The sequence below is a fragment of the Bellilinea sp. genome (assembly GCF_053501535.1).
The window spans coordinates 78,993-101,447 of sequence record NZ_JBRCOK010000037.1 but is presented as its reverse complement, the minus strand read 5'-3'; the positions used below and the strand labels follow the sequence as shown (position 1 = coordinate 101,447).

22 protein-coding genes and 1 other RNA gene are annotated in these 22,455 nt (G+C 49.1%); 8 read left to right on the top strand and 15 right to left on the bottom strand.

All coding sequences use genetic code 11. The features are described from left to right. Positions 1–74: 74 nt before the first annotated feature. Complete coding sequence (locus ACWIZX_RS04345) at positions 75–836, bottom strand: hypothetical protein (protein ID WP_448334914.1); 762 nt, start codon at positions 834–836, stop codon at positions 75–77. Continuing rightward, a complete protein-coding gene (tpiA, locus tag ACWIZX_RS04340; RefSeq protein WP_448334913.1) occupies positions 833–1,591 on the bottom strand; it encodes a triose-phosphate isomerase in 759 nt (252 codons plus the stop codon). Before tpiA ends, ACWIZX_RS04345 begins: the two co-directional genes overlap by 4 nt. A 78-nt stretch (positions 1,592–1,669) precedes the next feature. On the opposite strand from tpiA, the gene rnpB reads away from it, so the two are divergent. Next, positions 1,670–2,056: RNase P RNA component class A (gene rnpB / locus ACWIZX_RS04335), an RNA gene on the top strand. A gap of 5 nt (positions 2,057–2,061) precedes the next feature. Here the strand turns inward: rnpB and ACWIZX_RS04330 are convergent. The 5 genes from ACWIZX_RS04330 to ACWIZX_RS04310 all read right to left on the bottom strand — a co-directional run bounded on the left by ACWIZX_RS04330 (position 2,062) and on the right by ACWIZX_RS04310 (position 7,363). After that, positions 2,062–2,769 (bottom strand): ABC transporter ATP-binding protein, encoded by a 708-nt coding sequence (locus tag ACWIZX_RS04330; protein ID WP_448334912.1) that lies wholly within the window; start codon positions 2,767–2,769, stop codon positions 2,062–2,064. Continuing rightward, positions 2,759–3,538, bottom strand: a complete 780-nt coding sequence (locus tag ACWIZX_RS04325) for an ABC transporter ATP-binding protein (RefSeq protein ID WP_416181005.1) — start codon at positions 3,536–3,538, stop codon at positions 2,759–2,761. Before ACWIZX_RS04325 ends, ACWIZX_RS04330 begins: the two co-directional genes overlap by 11 nt. A 22-nt stretch (positions 3,539–3,560) precedes the next feature. After that, positions 3,561–4,925, bottom strand: coding sequence for a branched-chain amino acid ABC transporter permease (locus ACWIZX_RS04320; RefSeq protein WP_322791488.1), 1,365 nt, complete (start codon positions 4,923–4,925; stop codon positions 3,561–3,563). A 13-nt stretch (positions 4,926–4,938) separates the two neighbouring features. Then, on the bottom strand, positions 4,939–6,072 hold the full coding sequence (locus ACWIZX_RS04315; RefSeq protein ID WP_448334911.1) for a branched-chain amino acid ABC transporter permease: 1,134 nt from the start codon (positions 6,070–6,072) through the stop codon (positions 4,939–4,941). Between the two features lie 124 nt (positions 6,073–6,196). Further along, positions 6,197–7,363, bottom strand: coding sequence for an ABC transporter substrate-binding protein (locus ACWIZX_RS04310; protein WP_448334910.1), 1,167 nt, complete (start codon positions 7,361–7,363; stop codon positions 6,197–6,199). A 477-nt stretch (positions 7,364–7,840) separates the two neighbouring features. On the opposite strand from ACWIZX_RS04310, the gene ACWIZX_RS04305 reads away from it, so the two are divergent. Further along, positions 7,841–8,140, top strand: coding sequence for a hypothetical protein (locus ACWIZX_RS04305; RefSeq protein ID WP_448334909.1), 300 nt, complete (start codon positions 7,841–7,843; stop codon positions 8,138–8,140). Between the two features lie 86 nt (positions 8,141–8,226). Here ACWIZX_RS04305 and ACWIZX_RS04300 read toward each other — a convergent pair whose 3' ends face one another. The 5 genes from ACWIZX_RS04300 to ACWIZX_RS04280 all read right to left on the bottom strand — a co-directional run bounded on the left by ACWIZX_RS04300 (position 8,227) and on the right by ACWIZX_RS04280 (position 13,919). Continuing rightward, entirely contained in the window at positions 8,227–9,384 is a 1,158-nt protein-coding gene (locus tag ACWIZX_RS04300) for an HD-GYP domain-containing protein (RefSeq protein WP_448334908.1), read from the bottom strand. A gap of 95 nt (positions 9,385–9,479) precedes the next feature. Then, the gene (locus ACWIZX_RS04295; RefSeq protein ID WP_322791309.1) at positions 9,480–9,767 is read right to left on the bottom strand and encodes a hypothetical protein; all 288 of its coding nucleotides are present in this window, start codon (positions 9,765–9,767) and stop codon (positions 9,480–9,482) included. A gap of 2 nt (positions 9,768–9,769) precedes the next feature. After that, the gene (locus ACWIZX_RS04290; protein ID WP_448334907.1) at positions 9,770–10,357 is read right to left on the bottom strand and encodes a DUF5317 domain-containing protein; all 588 of its coding nucleotides are present in this window, start codon (positions 10,355–10,357) and stop codon (positions 9,770–9,772) included. 23 nt (positions 10,358–10,380) lie between these two features. Further along, positions 10,381–10,506 carry a hypothetical protein gene (locus tag ACWIZX_RS04285; protein ID WP_448334906.1) on the bottom strand — a complete coding sequence of 42 codons (126 nt, stop codon included), beginning with the start codon at positions 10,504–10,506 and terminating at the stop codon, positions 10,381–10,383. Positions 10,507–10,649: 143 nt separating this feature from the next. Next, the gene (locus tag ACWIZX_RS04280; RefSeq protein WP_448334905.1) at positions 10,650–13,919 is read right to left on the bottom strand and encodes a tetratricopeptide repeat protein; all 3,270 of its coding nucleotides are present in this window, start codon (positions 13,917–13,919) and stop codon (positions 10,650–10,652) included. Positions 13,920–14,186: 267 nt separating this feature from the next. Between ACWIZX_RS04280 and ACWIZX_RS04275 the strand changes: the two genes are divergently transcribed. Next, positions 14,187–15,179: an aldo/keto reductase gene (locus ACWIZX_RS04275; protein WP_448334904.1), complete on the top strand. Its 993-nt coding sequence runs from the start codon at positions 14,187–14,189 to the stop codon at positions 15,177–15,179. A 57-nt stretch (positions 15,180–15,236) separates the two neighbouring features. Here the strand turns inward: ACWIZX_RS04275 and ACWIZX_RS04270 are convergent, their stop codons facing one another. Continuing rightward, positions 15,237–15,812 (bottom strand): hypothetical protein, encoded by a 576-nt coding sequence (locus ACWIZX_RS04270; RefSeq protein ID WP_448334903.1) that lies wholly within the window; start codon positions 15,810–15,812, stop codon positions 15,237–15,239. A gap of 131 nt (positions 15,813–15,943) precedes the next feature. Between ACWIZX_RS04270 and ACWIZX_RS04265 the strand changes: the two genes are divergently transcribed. Genes ACWIZX_RS04265 through ACWIZX_RS04245 form a run of 5 tightly spaced genes read left to right on the top strand, consistent with a single transcriptional unit; the run spans position 15,944 to position 20,920 of the window. Beyond that, positions 15,944–17,800, top strand: a complete 1,857-nt coding sequence (locus tag ACWIZX_RS04265; protein WP_322791303.1) for an HD domain-containing protein — start codon at positions 15,944–15,946, stop codon at positions 17,798–17,800. A gap of 5 nt (positions 17,801–17,805) precedes the next feature. Further along, positions 17,806–18,300, top strand: coding sequence for a metallophosphoesterase family protein (locus ACWIZX_RS04260; protein ID WP_448334902.1), 495 nt, complete (start codon positions 17,806–17,808; stop codon positions 18,298–18,300). Positions 18,301–18,336: 36 nt separating this feature from the next. Beyond that, positions 18,337–18,984 (top strand): uridine kinase, encoded by a 648-nt coding sequence (gene udk, locus ACWIZX_RS04255; RefSeq protein ID WP_448334901.1) that lies wholly within the window; start codon positions 18,337–18,339, stop codon positions 18,982–18,984. Continuing rightward, on the top strand, positions 18,981–19,520 hold the full coding sequence (locus ACWIZX_RS04250) for a TVP38/TMEM64 family protein (protein WP_322791300.1): 540 nt from the start codon (positions 18,981–18,983) through the stop codon (positions 19,518–19,520). Before udk ends, ACWIZX_RS04250 begins: the two co-directional genes overlap by 4 nt. Positions 19,521–19,546: 26 nt before the next feature. Then, entirely contained in the window at positions 19,547–20,920 is a 1,374-nt protein-coding gene (locus ACWIZX_RS04245; protein ID WP_322791299.1) for a M20/M25/M40 family metallo-hydrolase, read from the top strand. 18 nt (positions 20,921–20,938) lie between these two features. On the opposite strand, the gene ACWIZX_RS04240 is transcribed toward ACWIZX_RS04245, so the two are convergent. Together ACWIZX_RS04240 and ACWIZX_RS04235 are read right to left on the bottom strand one after the other, a co-directional pair. Continuing rightward, on the bottom strand, positions 20,939–21,733 hold the full coding sequence (locus ACWIZX_RS04240) for an SAM hydrolase/SAM-dependent halogenase family protein (protein ID WP_322791298.1): 795 nt from the start codon (positions 21,731–21,733) through the stop codon (positions 20,939–20,941). Between the two features lie 22 nt (positions 21,734–21,755). Continuing rightward, positions 21,756–22,325: an SET domain-containing protein gene (locus ACWIZX_RS04235; RefSeq protein WP_322791297.1), complete on the bottom strand. Its 570-nt coding sequence runs from the start codon at positions 22,323–22,325 to the stop codon at positions 21,756–21,758. Between the last annotated feature and the right edge of the window lie 130 nt (positions 22,326–22,455).

Sequence of the window (22,455 nt, the reverse complement as noted above, 5' to 3'; positions counted from 1 at the left end):
ATCTCATCCACCATTCTACTCAAAAGATAGCATTTTTTCACCTAACCTTACTCCTTGATAATGGATGATGTTTGTCAAATTACCTCTAATCCAGTCGCTTTACTTAACAATTTCCGTAAGAGCCAGAATGGCAGAATCAGGAATAAGTGCAATACCAGAGAAAACCCAAACACAAGAGCAACGGCACCTAAAACTCGGTTGATTGGATCAACCAAAACCAGCAACCATTCTCCAACTCCGGCAATCAAGAAAATTATAAGAATGATCCCGATAATCAGCGTGCTCGGCAGCCACGCACGCCGGTCGGATGCCGAAGGCAGCATGGTGGAACTGATCGTAAAAGCTAGATAAAACCATAACCAAAAATCTGGCATTTTTACCATATCAGCCAATCCACCCCAAAGCTCGTTCAATCTTACTCCCGTTTGAATTTGACCAAACCGAAAAATATCCAAAGGGAAAACAGCAATCCAGCCAACCGTGAGCACACCGCTGATAAAAGGCGCTGCTCCAATTAATGTCTCGCGGAAAACGTCGGCAGGGGCCGCTTCCACATATCCCAACCGCAAAGTTCCATCCGGCTGCAATTGGGGAATGAGCGAAAATTTTCCGGTACGCACTCCCACAAGTTTAGCCGTAATCCAGTGACTGGTTTCATGAATCAAAACACCGGGAAAAAACAACAATGCAAATAATCCTAAAGCCAGCGCCGGACTGCGTGTCAGCAGCAGAAACACCCCCTGAATCTCGCGGTGCAGCCTGCGCTGCACCACGAGAAAAAACAGCAGGCTAAGGATAAAAAGGATCAGCCCGCTATAGGGTTGAAGCCAACTCACTTTGCAGCGGCAGCGACGATGTTGACGAATTCAGCGGCTTTCAGGCTCGCACCGCCGACCAGTGCACCGTCTATTTCAGGCTGACCAAAAAATTCCTGTGCGTTCCCAGCCGTAACTGACCCGCCATACAAAATCCGAATTTGTTGAGCAGTTGGGGTATCAAATAAACCAGCCAGTGCCGGTCGAATGATTTCCGCCAGCACACGATTAGCCACCTCCCCGCTGGCTGCCCTACCCGTGCCAATCGCCCAAACCGGTTCGTATGCAATTACCAGTTTTGTGGCCTGATCTTTGGGTACATCCTTCAAACCATCACAAACCTGGCGGGCAACCACTTCCGCTGTGCGGCCGGCTTCGTTTTCTTCCAGCGTTTCTCCAACACAAACAATCGGAATTAATTGATTTGACAGAGCGGCATGCACTTTCTTGTTGACCGTCTGATCGGTTTCCCCAAAATAGGTACGCCGTTCAGAATGTCCGATAATCACATACTGGCAAAACTCCTTGATCATCGCCGGTGAAACCTCACCGGTAAAAGCCCCCTGAGCCTCCCAGTACATGTTTTGCGCTCCAAGGCCAATCTCTGTTCCCACCAGCATAGCGGAAATTGGCATCAGCGCTGTAAATGGCGGACACAGCACCCGCTCAACTGTCGAAACGGTCTGCAGCCCGGGCAGCATCTCGGCTACCAGGGCACGGGCCTGTTCCACAGTTTTATTCATCTTCCAGTTTCCCGCGATTAATGGTGTACGCATGGTTCCCTCCGAAAAAATATTTGGCTTGTGTAGATTATACTTTACGTTTGGCATTTCTTAGGGTATATTCTAATTAACCGGGCTGGCCGGGTGATCGCGGCAGTGCATCTTTGTACTGCTGAGGAAAGTCCGCACTCCACAGAGCACGGCGCCGGGTAACACCCGGAGCGGGGTAACCCGCTGGATCGGGCCACAGAAACAAACCGCTGCCTGTTTTGGGCAGCAAGGGTGAAAAGGTGGTGTAAGAGACCACCGGAGTCCGCAGTAATGCGGCTGCCAGGCAACCCCCGCCGGGAGCAAAGCCAAGCAGGAACGAGGGGCTGCTCGTCCCGTTTGAGTTCCGGGTAGGCTGCATAGAACCGTCTGGTAACAGCCGGTCCAGAGAGATGATCACCCCATCTGCAGCCGTCCCATCAGGGATACCCTGCGGATGGACAGAATGCGGCTTACAGGCCAGCCCGGTATCTGCTTTATACGCCTAAATAGGCCTCTTTCACTCGTGGATTTTCAGCAATTTCCCTGGCAGTTCCCGAAAGAACAATCCGCCCGGTTTCCAAGACATACGCCCGATGAGAAATTGAAAGCGCCATTTGAGCGTTTTGCTCCACCAGTAAAATGCTGGTTCCTTGCGAGTTGATGTCCTTGATAATGTTGAAAATTTCTTCAACCAGAATGGGGCTTAATCCCATCGAGGGTTCATCCATCATCAGCAATGTCGGACGGCTCATCAAACCGCGTCCGGTTGCCAGCATCTGCTGTTCGCCTCCGGAGAGTGTGCCTCCCAACTGATTCAAACGCTCCTTCAACCGCGGAAAACTGGTAAAAACACGTTGCATCGAACGTTCAATTTCATTGGGGTCTTTGCGGGTATAGGCTCCCATTAACAGGTTTTCTTTGACTGTTAACGGCGCAAAGATTTTTCGTCCTTCAGGCACATGACTGATTCCCAGCCGTACAATCTGGTCGGCCGGAAGCATGGAAATATCCTGCCCTTTGAACTTGATATGCCCCGTGCGGGAGCGCAGCAAACCAGAAATGGTGCGCAGCGTGGTGGATTTTCCAGCACCATTGGCACCAATCAGGGTCACAATTTCACCTTCCTCCACATGGAAGGATACACCCTGTAAAGCATGAATTGCCCCATAGAATACATTTAAGTCTTGAACTTCAAGCAGCATGACCGGCTCCTTTTCCCAAATAAGCCTCAATCACCCGTTCATTCTCCTGAATCTCTTTTGGCGTACCGCGCGCAATCACCTGACCAAAATCCATTACCGTGATGTACTTACAAATTCCCATTACGACACGCATTTGATGCTCGATCAGCAAAATGGTCAGATCGAAACGATCATGGATGAAGTGGATCAAGTCCATCAATTCCAGAATTTCGCGCGGGTTCATGCCGGCCGCCGGTTCATCCAGCAGCAGTAACCGCGGTTCGCAGGCCAGCGCACGGGCAATCTCTACCCGCCGTTGTTGACCGTAAGGCAGATTTTTGGCAATTTCGTTTTGCAGATTTTCCAAACCAAAAATCGCCAAAAATTCTTGTGCCTTTTCGGTTAATTCTCTTTCATGAACATCATACTTATGATTGTGAAGGATGCCATCTGCTATGCCATATTTGGTATGCGGATGATAGGCTATTCGAACGTTATCCAGGACAGTCAGGTTGGAAAATAAGCGAATATTTTGAAAAGTCCGTGCGATTCCGAGACGAGTAATTTCAAACGGCTCTAACCCGACAATCGAAGTATTATTGAACACAATATCGCCGGCAGTTGGTTCGTAAATGCCTGTAATCAGGTTGAAAACGGTCGTCTTACCGGCGCCGTTTGGGCCAATTAACCCATTCAAATCACCTTTTTTAAGGGTCAGGTCAAAATTGCGGACGGCGCCCAACCCGCCAAAGAATTTCGTCAAATCACTGATTTCGAGGATGGTTGACATGGTTGACATTATTACGGTCTCCTCATGCTTCGCTGGCAACCACTTCAGGTTTTTCCACTACTGTCTGCGCCCGCGGCAGGACGGTCTTTTGTTTGAGAAAGCCCCATTCAATATTCCCCAATAGACCCTGGGGACGAATGAGCATCAACAACAAAAGTGTGATGGGATAAAGAACAAACCGCCAGGTTGGCGCTTCAGTGCCCATTTGGCTGAGCAGAACCCGCAACAAGCCCTCCAGGAAGAAAATCCAGCCAAATGAGGCTGCTATCGTTCCGGTCATGCTGCCTAAACCGCCAAAGACAATGATAATCAACGGGTTGAAAGATTGGAGGAAGCCGAATGTGCCGGGACTGAGGAAACCGATGAAGTGGGCATACACAGCCCCGCCAATGCCGGCAAAGAAACTGCCAATCACAAATGCCATTAACTTCGACCCGGCAATATCAATTCCCATTGCTTTGGCAGCCACTTCATCTTCACGAACCGAGATGATTGCCCGCCCGGTACTGGACTGGATCAGGTTGCGCATTATGACAATGACCGCCATCATAAAGAAAAACGCCCAGAACCAGGTGGTCAGTTTCGGAATTCCGACCATGCCGCGCCCGCCTTTCATTTCGGGGAAGGGCAAGATCGTATCCGAGTTAATCATCAAAACATTGACCACAATGGTAAATCCGAGTGTCGCAATCCCAAAGTAATCTGAGCCCAACGTCAGTACCGGTAAACCAAACAAAAAGCTCACTTCCGCCGCGAAAATACCGGCAAACACAACCGCAAGGAAGAACACAATTTGCAGAGCCAGGGGTGAATTGAGAACGCCCGGGTTCAGGTTGGTTCCAAGCAACGGCTCAAACAGCGGATTCAAGGCATTCCCAATGTATACCGCCACAGTTCCTGCCAGAATGGCGCCGATAAGATAGAGTGTAAAAGATGAAAGAACCGGCACACCCCGGAACCGTTTTAACCAGCGTCCAATGTAAATCAACGCCAATCCACCAAGGATGGTACCAAAACCCACTACCAGCAAACCTCTTGCATCTCCATTGACCCAGCGATAGGTAATATCCGCAGCGGTGTAAGCGCCAATTCCATAGAAACCCCACTGCCCAAGACTGAATTGTCCATTGAAGCCGTAGATTAAATTCAAGCCCAACGCAACCATGGTCATGGCGCAGGCCTGAAAGAGCAGGCCGCTATCGAAATTGGTCAGTACCTGAAAGCCGCCAAAATCCGTCAATGCCAGTTGCACCACGCCAAAAGCGACCACCACCCCAATCAACTTGACCCAGCGGTTAGGTCGCGCCAACACCCACAATAAACCATACAAATAAGCCAGAATTGCAAAAATTTTGAAAATTGAACCGAGGAGAAATCCAAGTTCCATTAGGGCTCTCCTTTTATACCTTTTCTTTTTCCGGTTCGCCAAAAATACCGGTTGGTCGAATGAGGAGCACAATAATCAAGATGGTGAAGGCAACCGCATCGCGCATCGGGGTGGAGATATACCCCATCGTCATCGCTTCCGCCTGCCCCATGATTAAAGCGCCGACAAATGCACCGGGGATACTCCCAATTCCCCCCAACACTGCTGCAACAAAAGCTTTCAAACCGGGTAAAATTCCCAGCTGAGTCCAGATTGAACTGTATGCAATCGCATACAGGACACCACCCAAACCGGCAAATGCAGCGCCAATGGCAAAGGTAAATGAAATTACCGAATCAACGTTGATGCCCATCAGCCGTGCAGCCGGTTTATCGTATGAGGAAGCTCGCATGGCAATACCGATTTTTGTGCGCCGAACCAAAAATTGCAAAAAGATTTGCACAAGAATTGAAGCCAGCATGATAATCACTAAAATATTTGAGAAGGTAATCGCTCCATCAGGCGGCGCTTCCCCTGGTCTGATCAGATGAATCCCATCTTTGATATACCACGCCACAACTTCAAATGGTCGTTCATAAGGAATGAAACGGGGTGAAAAAACAAAATTCAAAGCTCCAAAATATTCTAGGAAAAATGAAACCCCAATTGCTGTGATTAAAGCCGCAATACGCGGCGCATCTCGCAAGGGTTTGTAGGCAACCCGTTCAATGGTCACCGCTAAGGCAGAACAGATTACCATAGAAAGCAAAATAACCGTAATTGAACCAATTACAACACCCAGCCCGGGTGAAATTTGGGGAAATGCTGCCAGGGGCCATTGATGAAGCCGAAAACGGGCAACCGCAAAATAGGATACAAAAGCACCTACCATAAAGACATCGCCGTGGGCAAAATTAATCAGTTTGACAATTCCATAAACCATCGTGTAACCCAAAGCGATCATGGCGTACACAAAACCCAATTGCAACCCGCTGATAAAAAATTGCGCAAACAGGGTTGGCTGGCGGATCAGGTTGCTGATCAAAATCACTGCAACAACAATACCGAGGATACTAAAAAATGCTTGACCAACCCAGGCAAGGGGTGGTCGTTTCTTTCTGGTTGGCGCAGGAATTGCTGCTTGAGATGAACCGCTCAACTGTTGCATCGGTCGAGCACCTCCAAATCGGGAATGCCTGTTTCTTGCAATAAAAACAATGGGAACAGGATCAAACCAAAGATGGAGGGCAACTCGAGGCTGCCCTCCATGGTTCGGTTAGACACTTGGATTACTAGGGGTTAACAATGGTTTCGAATTTAACCCCGTCGGGTTTGACCGCCAGTAATGCAGCCGATTTGATCGGGTTATGGTTGGCATCAAAAGTGATGGTACCGGAAACACCTTTGTAGGTAATTTTCTCCAGGGTTTCCTTTACTTTGGCCGTATCGGTCGTACCCGCATCGTTGATCGCCTGCAGCAATACATTGGCAGCATCATAAGCCAGCGCTGCTAAAGCATCTGGAACTTTGGGATTACCGCTTTCATCTTTGTACTTATCGCCGTAGGCTTTCAGGAAATTGACTACCTCGGGGCGCGGGTCATCCGGTGAATAGTGATTGGTGAAGAAGCCGCCTGCAGCAGAGTTCAGATCCAGGTCAGGCGAATCCCAACCATCACCACCGACGAAGGGCACGTTGATCCCTTTTTCCTTGGCTTGTTTGGTGACCAAGTTGACAATGTTGTAATAGTCAGGCAGGTAAACAACATCCGGTTTAGCATCCGCAATCTTACCAAGAATGACCGAGAAGTCGGTGTCAGTGGCAGTGTAGGACTCAGTTCCAACCACCTTACCACCCATCATCTCAAAATTCTTGGAAAACTCGGTTGCCAGACCCTTAACATAGTCGTTGGCCTGATCCAGCATCACGAAGGCGGTCTTGGCACCCAATTTATCAATAGCAAATTTGGCGCCCACATAACCCTGGAAAGGATCAATGAAGCAGGCACGGAAGATGTAGGGTTTCACATTGCCGTTGGCATCCACGGTGACTTGCGCGTTTGTGGAAGTTGGGCTGATTTGAATAACGCCCTTGGAATTGGCGATCTCGGATACCGGAATGGACGCTTTGGAGCATACCTCGCCGATGATGAACTTGACCCCATCCTGATCAATTACTTTGTTGGCGGCATTGACGGCAGGGTCGGGTGTACACTGGCTGTCCTCAACGATTGGGACAATCTTCATCCCCAATACCCCGCCTTTAGCATTCCATTCATCAATCGCCATCAAAGCCCCATCACGGGTGGATACCCCAAAAGTCGGCACTGGGCCGGATAACGGAGCCAGAATAGCCACCTTCAGCTCTTTCTGCTGGCCGCCCGTGCTGCCTCCCTGCGCACAGGCTGAGAGGATCAGGGCAGCCACAATTAACAAACTAAAAAATTTTACGGAACGCATTTTCTCCTCCATATATTGGCAAATGATTGATGAACATATTCAAGTTTTATCCCCCGTCAGGCATGAAATTCAATCCACGCCTTTGATAATCCCTTTTTATGTAGAACAATACCACCTCCTTCCCGAAAGGCAAAATCTCGCATATTCACGATAAAAAAAGAGGGAATTAATCAAAACCAGCAATTTCGATATTGCTTGAAATTGCATAGTGCATATAATAGAGAAACATGCTCAAATTGTCAAGTGTTTACTTACCTCCATTTTCCAACAGTATTGCTTGACAATTACACTCACCAATTGTAATATTGTCCTGTAAGTCATTCCCATTTATTTCAATTCCAAATCGGGAGCAATTCAATTATGTTGCGGAAAAAACTAGCCCAACCGAAGGTTGTCATTATTTTGTTAATTATCCAGTTTTTTCCAATTTTACTGTTACCTCCTGAATCTTACTCGCCTACCACACAGGAATGGTGGTTGCCCTTTCTTCTTGCCATTCTGGCGTTAGTAGCTTCCATTCAACTGGTATTTCGTGGGGCAGTTCAGCTGTGGCCGTGGTATCTGATTTCCTTTGCTCATGGCTTCAATATCATCAGTCGCCTGATGCTGCTCATGCCACGTGCCTCAATTCTTGTTGACGGCTCGGTGCGCTTAAACACCTCATATGTTTTTTTAACTCTGCTGAGCATTTTTCTTTCAGCCCTGTATTTGCTTTACACCGACCTGCCTGAAGTCCGTATCAGCCTGATTAATCGGCGCGCCGCTTCTAGCGGGTAAGGCAGATCCTGAAGATCAATTAAAATTGGGTGCCCCGTCGCGCTGTACACTTCGCACGGGGCACCCGGCTTAAGATTGGGATGACTTCACCCTACATCTTCCATCCCATCCGAATCTGCATTCAACATTTCAAGGAAAACATCCACAACCCGCGGATCAAAATCGGTACCTGCACATCGTTTTAATTCTGCTATTGCATCACGGTAGGATAGAGCCGGCCGATAGATGCGGTCAGTGGTCATTGCGCTAAAGGCATCCACCACCGTGAGAATACGCGCGCCCAAAGGGATAGCATCCCCGCTCAAACCATAGGGATACCCGGAGCCATCGTAATGTTCATGATGTGCCAACACCAGTCTGGCAACCTCAGTTAAGCCATGCACCAGCCTCAAGATGCGCGCCCCAATTTCGGGGTGCTGACGCATAATCGCCCATTCACGCTCGGAGAGTGGACCGGGTTTATGTAAGATTTGATCCGGAATTCCAATCTTGCCGATGTCATGAAGCAAGGCAGCCCTTCGAATATCCTGGATCTCCCGGAAGGTACACCCCATGCGCAGGGCTACCTGCTCGGCAGTACGGGTTACTCTACGACAATGCGAACCGGTGGAAAGATCTCTGGACTCAAGAGCCTTGGCTAAGGCCAGCACAATTTCAACTGCTGATTCTTCTTCCGTCAGTGCCAAACCTTCCCGCTGAATGGCTTGGGCGGCCTGTTCGGAGAACATCATCGCCAACGGTAAGCGCTGTTCAATGGAATGGAACCGGTCAAATGAGAGACCGAAAATACCGACCGGTTCGCTTTCCAACCTCATTGGAATGAGCACCAGATTTTCATTGGACTGAAGTTTTAACAAACGACGTTCTTCTGCCCCTAAATATGTATCTCGATAACCAATCAGCACAGGCCCATCACTGAGGGCTACTCTTTGAAGAAAATGATTGAGTCGTTGATAATTGCGTAAAACGCCGTTGGAGCGGCTTAACAAGGTTTGAGCCTGATAATATGCCTGTCGGTGGAAAGTGCCATCTGCACATAAAACCAGCACCTGACAATGCTTAACTTCCAGCAATTCAACTGCTTTGACCACAATTTCAAATAGCAAACTGGACGATCCTTCAACCTGCAGCCATTGTGCAGCCAGATCGCCCGTCTCACCCCAAACCTCTGTTACGAGAGGGGTTTTTAATTTTGCGAGGCGGTTGAAGAAATCACCGCCAAAGTAAAGATTCCCTGTAATCATGGAGTCCATTCCTTGTGAGCTGAAGCGCAGGCTTCGATGTACGGGCAGGGAAACGATTTCCGATATCCCCATACCTTTTTAATGTGAATCGACCTTTAATCTCCACACACCGCCGATTGAACCGAGCGGTTTGCGTTGTAACCGCTCAACTGGGAGGCAAAATCTGCCAATGAGGTGGCCCGAATGGCAACCAAACGAGAACGGTCTTCACTGCTAAGCTGAAAAGCCTCACCGCCAAACCCTGCTGCCAGCGCTTTGGCTGGATTGCTTAGCAGTAATTGCCGGAATTGAGCACTGATTACCGCTGCGGTGAGGATGCGGCCGTATTCTTCTGAAACATCCCGATAATTGCTTTTTCTTGTTTCCATAAGTGTAGGTGTCATCGCTAAGTCTCCTTTCTCGAATTTTGCTCTGACCGCCCGCCAACTGACCACAACAACCAGAATGCTCCAAATGCAATCAATACATCCCCTGCGCTGAAGGCAACCCGGTAATACGGGTTATCGGGTGTTCGGAAACGGTCGGAAAGAAATTCGAGTTTGGTTTGTTCAACCGGGAGCACAACATCTTTTCCCGTTCCTAACCGCTCACCGACTTCCCACCCGGCTGAAATAGGGTCACCCCGCAACCAGTGGGTAGTTTCCGGGCTGATGGGCATAAAGCCGCCGTTCAGGCTGATGACCAATAGATTGAGCACCAGACCGGTGATCAGCAGCCAGAAACCGGGAATCTTCCGATTGAACCATGCAAAAATGAGCAAAATAAATTGTGAAAGGACTAAACTGATACTTGCTGCCTCATCCGGGTAAATGGCTCTTGTGAGGGGAAACCCAAAAGCAAGCCACTGGATGATGAGCGCCACCAGAACCATCCAACCCCAGCGCATGGAGAAGGGACGGTAAGGGCGGTTGCCGACTTTTGCTCGAATAAGCCCAAGGGTCAGGCCTGCAATGACCGCTGCAAGGAGTATCATTCAAGCAGAAATTTAGCGCAGGATTACCAACCCGGGAAAGTGATGATTTTGTTGATGATGCCGCCGCCAGCTTCCGGTGCACCCGAACCCAAAACGAACAAGGCAACCGTCAAAACAAACCACACGACACGCGAATTGATCTTTTTCATTTCAGCCTCTCCTTTTTTCTTGTGTTTGGATAAATTCAGTTTAATCAGGGGTAGGCTTCCAAAGAGGCTTCCGTAAACCGGTTTTGAGGCTGTTTTTGGGTGTTTTAATGTTAACGAATGGTTAACATTTTATTAAGATGTGTTCAGATATCGGCTTCGGTTTTGCGGCGATTGCGGGTCAGCAAATCGTAAAGAGATACTGTTTGCGGGCTGGGTTGACTGCCCAATTCTTTTTCCAGCAGGGAACTCAATTTCTGATATTGCTTGACCACCATTCTCACATTACCCATGCTGGCGTAACAGCGCATGATCATTTGATGAACTTCTTCATTCACGGCGTCAAATTGAAGATATTTATTTGCAAACACCAGGGCTTCTACCGGTTGAGAGGTTTGCAAATACAAGTCAACCAACCGCTTAAGCGCGGTCATGAATTTTTGATGCAAACGTTCTCTTTCACCCAACACCCACTCCTCATTGATTTCCGGTAAAAAATCGCCTTTGTACAATTCAACGGCTCTCCGATAATGGGTGATTTCATGTTCCGCTTTTCGGGCAAGCCCGGCCAGTTGAATTTCGCGATTGAAGGTTTCGAAATCGGCTTCGTAATCTATTGCGCGGTTAAAGTAATAAAGGTCGTCCTCAAAGACCACCACATCTTTCCCGGCTGCGTGGCGCAAACGATAGATGGTATTCTTAAATCGAATCTTTAACTCCGCCGGACTGATATCCGGCCAGAAAATTAACCCAATCTGTTCCTTGGTCAAACCTTCGGGGTGCAGCATTAAAAGCAGCATTAAATCCCGCGCTGTTTGAGAACGCCACTCCATCCCACTGATGATGTGATCGCCAAGCGAAACTTGAATCCTTCCAAAAGTCAGAATGGTCAATTCCGGTGGAGAAACGGGCACTTCTTGAGATTGTTGTCTGAGTTGTTTACGAACATTGGGTAGCTGGCGGTTGTGCTGCCGAATCACCTTCAGATAGGGTGCAGATAATACGCGCAGTTCCTCTGAAAAAACGTTGTCTCCCTGGAAAATCCGCTCCAGGGGTTCACCACTGCATCCGATTAAATGATGGAATTTGACATCCCGCACTACCGGCAGCAATTCCTCCATGCGTTTCTTCAGCTCCAATTCATTACCCACGCGGGCATGTACCACCAGCAACAACATTCGGCAGCGGATGGCTTCCACATGATGCCTTTCAATTGAGAAATAGTTTTCCGCTTCTGTGAGACTGTCACGGGCGATGTCAAACTCCCCTTTGGCTATCGCAATTTTCCCGGATACCCATTTACACAGAGCTTCTTCATAGAGTGAACCCGCCTCCATTGCCGTTTGCCACGCGGAAAGCAAGGTTTTTTCCGCTTCGGGAATCTGTTCTTTTGCGAGCAGCAAATCGCTCTTTGCCAGCGTGAGGTAAAACCGAAGGAACTGGTCTTCGATTTGCTGGATTAATGCCGAGGCTTTTTGATAAGCCTGTTCGGCCTCTACAAAAGCACCCACGTCCTTGAACAAATCCCCAAGGCTGGTCAATGCATACGCTTCCAGGCGGCTGTATCCTCCCATTCTGGCATACTGTATGGCTTTTTCCAATTCCTCTATGGCGATTTCGTACAATCCTGCCAGAGAATGCAAAACGCCCAGGTTATTCAATAAATTGGCCTGCCAGATAACGTTACCACTGTTCTGGTAAAACAATAAGGTATCTTTGTAGATCTTCTCGGCGTGTTCCAGATTTCCGAGGTAACGATAGACCATGGCAATTTCCATGGCAACTTTGGCAGCCGATTCTTCATCACCTAAATCAAAGAAGATATCTCTGGCCTGAATAAGCCATGTCAACGATTCATTGATTTTTCCCAAATAGTGCAATACCGTTCCTTTGGCATGCAGGGCGCTTGCAAACAATTGCTTTTCCTCTGGAAGATGACTTAAGACTTGAAGGGCTTTATCCGCATCTTCCAGTGCACGACGATATTCACCCTGCATACGGAACGCGCCAGAACGCCGGATTAATGTATGAGCAACCAGAGTGCTCTCATCCTCACCGCAAAGCCCCAACGCGAGGTCAAAGGCTTCAATTCCGCCACGAATATCTCCAAGCATCACCCGCACTGCCCCTTGAATGGACAGCAACAATGGGGAACGCTCGATATACAGGGAGGGCAGATCTTCCATCCAGCTTTGCAGGGTCAGAATTCTGCCTTTGGAAACCAGAATCGCACCGGCTCGTTCAATCAGGCGGGCTTTGGCTGCCTTGTTTCCCACCCGGTCGTAGATGTGATAGGCCCGCTCCCACTCTCCTACCTCCTGGTAATATTCTGAAAGTCGGTCAAGAATCCGCCGGGCTTCATCAGGGAATTCTTTGAATAAGCGATTTTGGAGAAAATCACGAAAGAGATGATGATACCGCAGCCAGATACGGTCTTCTTCGATTACTGGAAGGACAAACAGGTTATTTCTTTGAACTTCCTCCATCAAAATTTGCCAGTTGGCTTGAACCTTCAAGCCTTTTCCAAGCACTTCTTCACAAATTTGCGAATTAAATTCCTCGAAGAGGGAAGTCCGGTACAGAAACTTTTTCAGCTCATCCCTTTGTTGATCCAAAACCTGTTGGGCAAGATAATCATAAATGCTTACACCAGCAACTTTTTTCGGCTGAAAACGAGTTTTAACCTGACCATTTTCAACCTGTGTAGAGAGAATCAACCCCGTAATCCATCCTTCTGTCAGTCGGGAAAGTTCTTCAATCTGTTGCTCCGAAAGCGAGATGCCAAAATTTTGCAAGTATAAATTCTGGATTTCTTCGGGCTGAAAAGCCAGTTCCTCAAAGCTGATGCCGCCAACCAGGGAGCGGGCTACTAATAACGGCATATCAGCCAGCGGGAGCAACCGTCTCGAGGAAATCATCACATGGCAGTTTTCATCCGCCAAAAGCAGGAAACGGTTAATGAAATAATTGATTTCCTGAATATTCTCAACCAGATGGTAGTCATCAATCACCAAAACAAAGTGCTCGTCAATGGTTTCGTAAATATCGTTAACAATCAGAGAAACCAGCGATTCCAGATTCAGACGCTCCTGAGGCATACCGTTAATTGCCGGAATGCTGGTTTTTCCAAATTTTGGAAAAACTTCTTGAAGAGCAGCAATAAAGCCGGCAACAAATCGCTGTGGCTCGGCATCCATTGCATCAAGAGAGAGCCAGCCAACCGGCATTGGGGTCTGATGAGCAAAATCAACCAGGAGGGATGTCTTCCCATATCCGGCAGGTGCGGCAATAATGATCAGGCGATTATCACTCAGATCATCCAGAGTGGAAATCAACCGTTGCCGCGTAAGAATATCCGCTCGTCGGCGTGGAAGAATGACCTTGGTTCGGATTACCGGTATGGAAAGCTCTACCATGATGATTTCAAAAAAAGAAAACTATCTGCCGGCGATGGGTCAAAGAAACTGCCTCTCTACCCTTGACCGCACTGGATTAAAAGAATCTATTCTCTTTTTTGATACTGGAATCGGTATTATCATAACAAAAAATTCATTCAAAGAATACCACCATTCGTCATATCTGTGAATTTCGGATGATGGTATGATTACCTGAAAAGACCGGCAATTCACAATATGTATTCATTATCACACTCCTCTATGTAATTTCATCCTCAGGAATGAACTATGAGATATACAGTCTTAGGCAAAACAGGCGTACAGGTTTCATCACTGTGTTTTGGTACAATGTCCTTTGGAGGTGATGCAGACCCGCATACTTCCGCTCAGCTGTACCAACTTTGTCGGGATGCCGGCATCAACTTCTTTGATTGTGCAAATGTATACGCTGGCGGCAGATCCGAAGAAATTCTAGGGCAATTGATTCACGGTCACCGTGATGAGGTGATCATCACCAGCAAAGTCTATTTTCCAACCGGCGAAGATATTAACGCCCGCGGGGCATCCCGTCGTCACATTCTGCGTTCTGTTGAAGCATCTCTGAAACGATTGAATACCGATTGGATTGATGTTTACTTCATCCATCATTTTGACGACCTCACTGATTTAGAACAAACTTTACGCGCGCTGGATGATCTCGTTCAGCAGGGAAAGATCTTATATCCTGCGGTCAGCAATTTCGCCGCGTGGCAAATCATGAAAGCGCTGGCCATTTCTCACCAACATGGCTGGGCCGGCATTGAAGTGATTCAACCGATGTACAACCTTGCCAAACGACAGGCAGAGGTTGAAATTTTACCGATGGCACAAGCCGAACAGCTGGCCGTTATCCCTTACAGCCCTCTGGGCGGCGGGCTGTTAAGCGGTAAATACGGCGTGAATAAAAAACCGCCCAGCGGCCGCCTTGTTGAAAACAAAATGTATCAAACCCGTTACGGCGACCCTTTGCTATACACACTTGCTGAACGGTTCAGCGAATTGGCTCGTTCACACGGCTTTGAACCGGCTCCGCTGGCGGTTGCATGGGTAGCCAGTCACCCGGCCGTTACGGCTCCAATCATCGGCGCACGCAACTCCGAACAGTTAAAACAACTTCTCCAATGCCTGGAAATTGAAATGACCCCGGAATTGCGCGCTGAAATTTCTGCGCTTACCCCTGAACCACCTCCCGCTACAGACCGCAATGAAGAAAGAACTCCCCATCAATACAGTTCACGGTAAGACAACCCCGCCTTTCTTTCTGAATAATCAGGGAGAAGAGTGGAAAGACTTAATAGATCAATCACTAAACATTTCCAGCACAGTTTGTTTACCTGTGAGATCGGTGCGGAAGACGAAAACAATCCCACCCGATTCAAGCAAAATGCGAAAACCGGGGGTAATGACCATGTTGCAGTTCATCCCCGGTTGTTCCAAACCAAGGCAACTGTCCGGCCAGTCCACTTTTTCAATGGAAACCCAGCGCACAAATTCGGGTTCAACATTCAACCGATTGGCCAGGACCGATTGAGCCGCCTTCAGCGCGATGGGGACGATTCGCATGCGTTCCCCCGTTTGATCACTGCGAAACTCGTACTGAGCACCATCCAGCGAGATGATTCCCTGATAGCCCCGAATCAGCATTTCGGCACATTGCTCATCTACGGCCGGGATGCCAAGACAGGTGTTCGAATAATCTAACTGAGTAATTTTATTGAATTCAATCTGACCGGCTTCCACTTTCAGGTTACGGCTCAACGAATCTACCACGCCCTCAGGTAATTCAACCTTAATCGGCTCAGGGGTTGCTTTCTGACCAGTACAGGCAATTAGAACGATACTGAAGATCAAGAGTACAAGGGGCAACTTTTTCATCAATTGACTACTCCTCAAGGCAGGTTTACGATTGGAATTGACCACACCCCAATTTTAGTCACTTTTTACGGAATGCGCTTAAAATAAATTTTCAATTAAAGTTGGTGCTTATCGGCAGGAAATGGAATCCCATGGTCAATATCAAACCGGTTCACGAAATTCGCCCCCGTCTGGATGATGAGTTCAACCCCGGCGCTTTTATCCCGCGCACACCCGCCATCGCCGAAGCCTACCGCTGGGGTAAAGAACTGCACGCCGGTCAACTGCGATTGAGCGGTGAGCCTTATTTTGAAACGCATTGTGCCTGGGTGGCCGCCTTTGTAGATAAACTGGTAGCCAATGAAGCCTGGACGATTGCCGCATTACTGCATGACAGTGTGGAAGATCAGGGAGAGAGCCTGGAACAGATTAAACGGCACTTTCCGGGCCGACTGGGAGAAGAAATTGCCTATATTGTAGATGGAGTTACCAAAATCAGCGCCCCGCGCGATGGACGCTCGCGGGAAATGGAAACCCTGCGCAAAATTGCCCAATACCGTGATCCGGGCGTGTTCCTGGTCAAACTGGCGGACAAAAGCCACAACCTGCTCACCCTGCACCACATGCCCGCCCACAAACGGCAACTGAAAGCCACTGAAGCCATCCGTGCTTACGGCAAACTGGCAGGGGTGCTTAACTGTTACCGCTGGCGGCGCTGGATCGAAGATCTCGCCTTTCCTTACGCTGAACCGGAAACTTATACCTTTGTCAAATCTACTATTGATGCCGATCCCCGCCTTGACCTGAACTTCATCAATCCCATGATGGAACAACTCGGCGGTATCATGGAAAAAAGCGGTTTGAGCGGTTCAATTGAAATTACTGTCAACGGCTACTGGCAGTCATGGCAGAAACTGCGCCGAATGGCGCGCGCCCGCAAAACTTCCATGAATTCGTTTCGCGATGTGAACGACATCGTTAGTTTTCGCATGGTTGTGGATGAAGATGATGAATCCGCCTGTTATCAATTATTGCCGCGTGTCAACCGCTTCTTGGGACCCTATCTCGACCAAAACCGTTTCGACGATTACATCGCCTGTCCGCAGAATGGGTACCGCGCCTTACAAATCACAGCCTGGCTGCCGGATTTAGGGGCAGTAGAGGTAGCCATTGCCACTCGGGATATGGAAGGGGAAAACCATTGGGGTGTAGTGTACGCCATCCAACAAGGCAAAGACATCAGCCACTACCGCCCGGTAGAAATTTTAACTCCCACCGGCGGCACACGTTTCCTCCCCGAAGGTTCAACCGTTCTGGATGCGGTTGCTTCCATTCAACAGGAATTTTTGCTCGATAAAATCAGCGCCGTCAAAGTGAACGGCGCCCTTGTGCGTCTTTCGGATCGCGTTCATTCTGGAGATGTTATTGAAGTGATTACCGATGGCACTCGCCAGCCTCCCACTGAAGAATGGCTGGCTTATGCCAACAATTCCACCGCCCGCCTGCTCCGCTCTGTGCTGGTCACCGAAGCATTAAAAAAGAGTGCGGAAAAAGGGCGGCAAATCATCAAACCAATTCTGGCTCAGCATGGCATCCTTGCCCTTGAGGATGTTCAGACACTCGAACCGGTGCGCTTTGTGATATTGTTGGAAACACTGGCAGCCTCCAGCCTGGAAGATCTGTATGCCTCGGTTGGATCGGGTGCTATTCGCGAACTGGATTTTGCTGATGCTTTAATCAACGCCGGCATTTCCCAACAAAACCTGAACTGGACGACATTTTCAATCAGCGGAACCAGGAACGCCAATCGTCCGGGAGTGCTGGCGCGTCTTGCCCATCTGGTTTCACAGGCTGGCGGTAACATCCTCCGTTCTGTCAATGACACCCAGCCGGATGGCGGTTTTTACTTACGGCTGGTCATTAAAAACCTCTCCCCCCAAAAGCAAGAAGCCCTGCGGCTGGCTTTTCTCAACGCGGATATTGAGATTGCTTCTCTGGAGGTTGCCTGAGATTCATGAAAATTGCCATTATTTCCGATACCCATAATCACCTGACGAACCTGTATAAAGCCCTGCAGATGATCGAAGACGAGGATATTCATACCATCATCCACTGTGGAGACGTAACCACCACCGAAACTCTTTCGTCCCTCTCGGCTTTTCGGGTTATTCTCACTTTCGGAAATGGCGATTTTACCAGCGGGGAGATGCGCGAAGCCTTATTGAAAATGAATCCCGATTCCTATGCGGGGTCAGTCTTTCAGGGCGAAATTGACGGATTGCGTATCGCAGTTACCCACGGTCACATCTTTTCTCAGTTTCAAACCTTGCTCAACAGTCAGCAATTCGACCTGCTTTTTCACGGTCATACACACCGCCGCGAAGATACCCTGCATGGCAATACCCGTCTGATCAACCCCGGCGCGCTAGGTGGTTTACGCAAAGAAGAGCGTTCTTTTTGCATTTTGGACACTCACAGCCGGCAACTGCGATTTGTTTTGTTGGATTAACCCGCCCTCGAGGGTTTTCGACTATAATCTGGTTAGATGAAACCTGCAATTTCCCCTCTCGTTATTGCCATTGCCGGAGGTTCCGGCTCCGGGAAAACCACCGTTGCAACCGAAATCCTGAAGCGGGTCGGTTCCCACCGGATTGCGTATCTCCCTCACGATGCTTACTACCGCGATTTGAAAGACCTTCCCCCCGCCCAGCGTGAACAGGTCAATTTCGACCATCCCAATTCGCTGGAAACGTCCTTGATGATTGAACACATTAGAAAACTGAAAAACTGGGAACCGATTGAATTGCCGGTTTATGACTTTACCACCCACACCCGCACCAGTCGCACCATTCATATAGAGCCCCAGCGGGTAATTCTGGTAGAGGGCATTCTCATTTTTGCCGAACCTGCACTCAGAGAATTGTTTGATGTCAAAATCTTTGTGGATACCGATCCAGATTTGCGCTTCATCCGCCGGCTGGAACGGGATATCCGCGAACGTGGGCGTACCACCGAGTCGGTTATTAGACAGTACCTCAACACCGTCCGCCCAATGCATATGGATTTTGTGGAGCCTTCCAAACGCTACGCCGATGTGATTATTCCCGAAGGGGGTTTTAATACAGTAGCACTGGATATGGTCATCTCCCGCATCGAAACCCTTTTGGAAAATAAAGAACACAACCCCGAATGAATAAAGAAACCCGCCTCAAAATTGCCCGCATCCTTGCCCTGGTTTTTGTGGTGGGTTTGACCATTTTCCTTTACATTAACCGTGAAAAAGTCCGCGAGCTGGAGTCTTTTGGCTATCCCGGAATTTTTCTGGTATCTTTGCTGGCAAACGCAACGTTGATTTTACCGCTGCCGGGTGTTTTATTCACCTCAGCCATGGGGGCGGTGTTCAATCCCTTTTGGGTGGCAGTTGCCGCTGGCAGTGGCGCAGCCCTGGGGGAACTTTCCGGGTATCTGGCAGGTTTTAGCGGGCAGGGAATTGTCGAAAAGACCGAATGGAGTGAAAAATTTGAACGATGGATGCGCAAATACGGTCCCATTACCATTCTGGTGCTTTCGTTCGTTCCAAATCCCATTTTTGATGTAGCCGGAATCACTGCCGGGATCCTCAAAATGCCATTGTGGCAGTTTTTGCTTTTTTCATGGATTGGCAAGGTATTGAAAATGCTTATTTTTTCCTACGGTGGTTCCTTTATCCTGAACCTTTTCCCGTTTTAGCATTCCATCAATCCAACGGAGGCAGCATGATGACCCTCACCAGCATTGACCGCTATCTGGAAGAACATCTCGAGGAAAGTATCGCCGAACTGAGCCGATTTTGCGAGCAGCCCAGTGTATCAGCACAAAACTGGGGAATTGAAGATACCGCCCGCATGGTGGAAAAAATGCTCAAAAAACGGGGGTTTGAAACCCACATCATCCCCACCGCTGGCGCGCCGGTGGTCACCGCATTTCGGGCGGGCAAATCACCGCGCACCCTCTTATTCTACAATCATTACGATGTGCAACCGCCCGAACCCCTGGAATTATGGGAATCGCCTCCCTTTCAGCCCACGCTGCGGGATGGAAAGTTATTTGCGCGCGGCGTCAGCGACGACAAGGGACATCTGCTCAGCCGCTTGTTTGCAATAGATGCCATCCTTGCCGAGTATGGCGAGCTGCCCTGCAACATCCGCTTCGTCGTCGAGGGAGAGGAAGAGATCGGTAGCCCAAATCTCAAACCATTCATGGAAGCGCATGCTTCAAACTTACAGGCAGACGCCTGCATCTGGGAGTTTGGTGGAGTGGATCACCGCGATGTGCCAGTACAGTACCTCGGTTTACGGGGGTTGTGCTATGTTGAACTCCGGGTTGAAACCGCCAATCAGGATGTTCATTCCGGTCTGGGTGGTTCAATTTTCCCAAATGCCGCCTGGCGGCTGGTTTGGGCATTGAATACCCTCAAATCGCCTGATGAAACCATCCTCCTGGCCGGCTTTTACGATAAAGTCCGCCCACCCTCCAAACGCGACCTTGAATTATTTGAATTAATGCCTGAAACCGCCGACGAATATCGCAACCGCTACGGGATCAAAGAGTTCTTGAAAGGCATGACCGGGGGAGTGGAATTGAGGGTTGCAGAAAGCATGTTGCCCACCTGTACCATCTGCGGTTTAACTTCCGGTTATCAAGGTCCCGGTTCAAAGACGGTACTGCCGGCACGGGCCAGCGCCAAGGTGGATTTTCGGCTGGTTCCCGATCAGACGCCTGAAGATGTACTGCACCAACTGCGCCAGCATCTGGACAATCACGGTTTTAGCGATGTCCAAATTACCTATCTGGGCGGTGAGGCTCCAGCCCGCACCGATGTTGACCATCCCTTTGTCAAGATGGTGGTCGAATCAGCCGCTGAGGTATACGGCCGACCCATGCAAATCATCCCGATGAGTGGTGGTTCCGGCCCCAACCATCTTTTCATGGAAATGCTGCACGTCCCTATTGTTACCGCAGGTATCGGGCATCCCGGTTCACAGGCTCACGCCCCGAACGAAAATATCCGCCTGGATTTATACCTGAAAGGCGCCAAGCACATCGCCCGCATCCTGGTTCAGTTTGGGCTGGAAACAACACAGGATTGAATTTAGTGTGGCTATCCACTAACCTGTAATCACTTCCAGAGGTTCGCCAATCCGCACATTCAACTGCTTTTGGGCATTCCCATTGACCACACAAATGCTCAAATAACCAGAGCTATCAAACATGCTGATTAAAGAACCAGGAGGCGCCTCACCGAAGGTACGGGTGAATTGTTCAATGGATACCCCGGCAATCCGTACACTGCGGATTGCTTGACCGCCCAAGTCATCCATCGTCAGATTGCTGATTAAGTTTCCGAAAACATCCACCATCAGAATCTGCGCCTGCCAACCGCCTTTGATCGGTTGCGGTTTTGGAATGACTACACGCACCAATGCGCTGGAATCCAGCCGACTTCCCATTTCATCCAGCGGCACTCCCGTTGCCAGATGGGCAGCACAGGGTGCAAAGATATCCCGCCCATGAAATGACTTACTCACCTCCGGCAGCCAAAAGCGCGGTTCGTTCAATTCCACCACGTGAATTGGTTCTCCCAGCCTTTCAGACTGTTCCAAAGGCAGGGTGAGCAAGCCATTATCCGGAGCAACAAAGAAAAACTTGCCGATGCGCGCGGCAATTGCTTTGCGTTGGGTGCCAACTCCCGGATCTACCACCGCCACATGCACGCTGCCTTCCGGAAAGTAAGCATACGACTGACCGAGTATCAACGCGCCGTGCATTACATTTTGCGGTTCGATCCAATGCGTCAGGTCGGCAATTTGAACCTGAGGGGCAATCTTCCAGATCACCCCTTTCATGATTCCCACAAACGCATCCCGATCACCGAAATCGGTTAAGAGCGAAATGACTGCCAAACTCAACCCTTCAGGTTAAGAATTATTTTTTTCCGTTGGTCTTTTTGATGGATTTACTGCCGTTGCCCTTGAGACGAATTTCTTCACGCAGTTTTTCAATTCGTCGCTGGAGATACGGTGAAAAATAACCAGCATACCGCTCCTGCAACTCAGGAATCATCCAGTCTCGACCGGTGATGGTTTTACGGCAGGTGGGTGAGCCGCAGTGGCACTCAAATTCATCGTAATCCGACGAATCGCTCATCGCATAATCAAAGCAAGCCTCTTCGCCTACCTCAATGTCCCGCATCGCCACCAGCGAAATCGGCGAGTCCAACCCGCAATTCGGATTGCAGGAATGATTGAAGTAATCAGCAGGTTCACCATGGGTAACTGGAACCAGATACAGGTCTTCATGAATTTGAATCCCATGAGTCTGACGGTCAACCGGCAGGTACTGCAACTGCTCACCGGTAACAACTTGCCCGCCCCACATGGCTAATAACTCACCCGCGCTGATCGGCTCGATTGCAAATAGACCAAATCCCCCCTTTTCAGGACAGGGACGCAACTCCAATTTTGGAGAGCAATATGAAAATGTTTGAATCTCCATTTTTCTCCTTTGAAGTAGAAAAATATATTCAACTGTTAACCTCGCCGGAGACGCCCGGTCTTTGGTTAAATTGCCATGGTTATTCACCATGAGCCTGTCCCGGACAAACCATTGGTTCGTCCACAAAAAC

What these genes read in the sequence shown, in the direction of transcription:
- ACWIZX_RS04245 (WP_322791299.1), top strand. Translation starts at nt 19,547, where the DNA reads ATGATGACCCTCACCAGCATTGACCGCTATCTGGAAGAACATCTCGAG.
- ACWIZX_RS04295 (WP_322791309.1), bottom strand. Translation starts at nt 9,767, where the DNA reads ATGACACCTACACTTATGGAAACAAGAAAAAGCAATTATCGGGATGTT.
- ACWIZX_RS04250 (WP_322791300.1), top strand. Translation starts at nt 18,981, where the DNA reads ATGAATAAAGAAACCCGCCTCAAAATTGCCCGCATCCTTGCCCTGGTT.
- ACWIZX_RS04285 (WP_448334906.1), bottom strand. Translation starts at nt 10,506, where the DNA reads ATGAAAAAGATCAATTCGCGTGTCGTGTGGTTTGTTTTGACGGTTGCC.
- ACWIZX_RS04235 (WP_322791297.1), bottom strand. Translation starts at nt 22,325, where the DNA reads ATGGAGATTCAAACATTTTCATATTGCTCTCCAAAATTGGAGTTGCGT.
- tpiA (WP_448334913.1), bottom strand. Translation starts at nt 1,591, where the DNA reads ATGCGTACACCATTAATCGCGGGAAACTGGAAGATGAATAAAACTGTG.
- ACWIZX_RS04310 (WP_448334910.1), bottom strand. Translation starts at nt 7,363, where the DNA reads ATGCGTTCCGTAAAATTTTTTAGTTTGTTAATTGTGGCTGCCCTGATC.
- ACWIZX_RS04265 (WP_322791303.1), top strand. Translation starts at nt 15,944, where the DNA reads ATGGTCAATATCAAACCGGTTCACGAAATTCGCCCCCGTCTGGATGAT.
- ACWIZX_RS04315 (WP_448334911.1), bottom strand. Translation starts at nt 6,072, where the DNA reads ATGCAACAGTTGAGCGGTTCATCTCAAGCAGCAATTCCTGCGCCAACC.
- ACWIZX_RS04270 (WP_448334903.1), bottom strand. Translation starts at nt 15,812, where the DNA reads ATGAAAAAGTTGCCCCTTGTACTCTTGATCTTCAGTATCGTTCTAATT.
- udk (WP_448334901.1), top strand. Translation starts at nt 18,337, where the DNA reads ATGAAACCTGCAATTTCCCCTCTCGTTATTGCCATTGCCGGAGGTTCC.
- ACWIZX_RS04300 (WP_448334908.1), bottom strand. Translation starts at nt 9,384, where the DNA reads ATGATTACAGGGAATCTTTACTTTGGCGGTGATTTCTTCAACCGCCTC.
- ACWIZX_RS04280 (WP_448334905.1), bottom strand. Translation starts at nt 13,919, where the DNA reads ATGGTAGAGCTTTCCATACCGGTAATCCGAACCAAGGTCATTCTTCCA.
- ACWIZX_RS04275 (WP_448334904.1), top strand. Translation starts at nt 14,187, where the DNA reads ATGAGATATACAGTCTTAGGCAAAACAGGCGTACAGGTTTCATCACTG.
- ACWIZX_RS04330 (WP_448334912.1), bottom strand. Translation starts at nt 2,769, where the DNA reads ATGCTGCTTGAAGTTCAAGACTTAAATGTATTCTATGGGGCAATTCAT.
- ACWIZX_RS04325 (WP_416181005.1), bottom strand. Translation starts at nt 3,538, where the DNA reads ATGTCAACCATCCTCGAAATCAGTGATTTGACGAAATTCTTTGGCGGG.
- ACWIZX_RS04290 (WP_448334907.1), bottom strand. Translation starts at nt 10,357, where the DNA reads ATGATACTCCTTGCAGCGGTCATTGCAGGCCTGACCCTTGGGCTTATT.
- ACWIZX_RS04320 (WP_322791488.1), bottom strand. Translation starts at nt 4,925, where the DNA reads ATGGAACTTGGATTTCTCCTCGGTTCAATTTTCAAAATTTTTGCAATT.
- ACWIZX_RS04260 (WP_448334902.1), top strand. Translation starts at nt 17,806, where the DNA reads ATGAAAATTGCCATTATTTCCGATACCCATAATCACCTGACGAACCTG.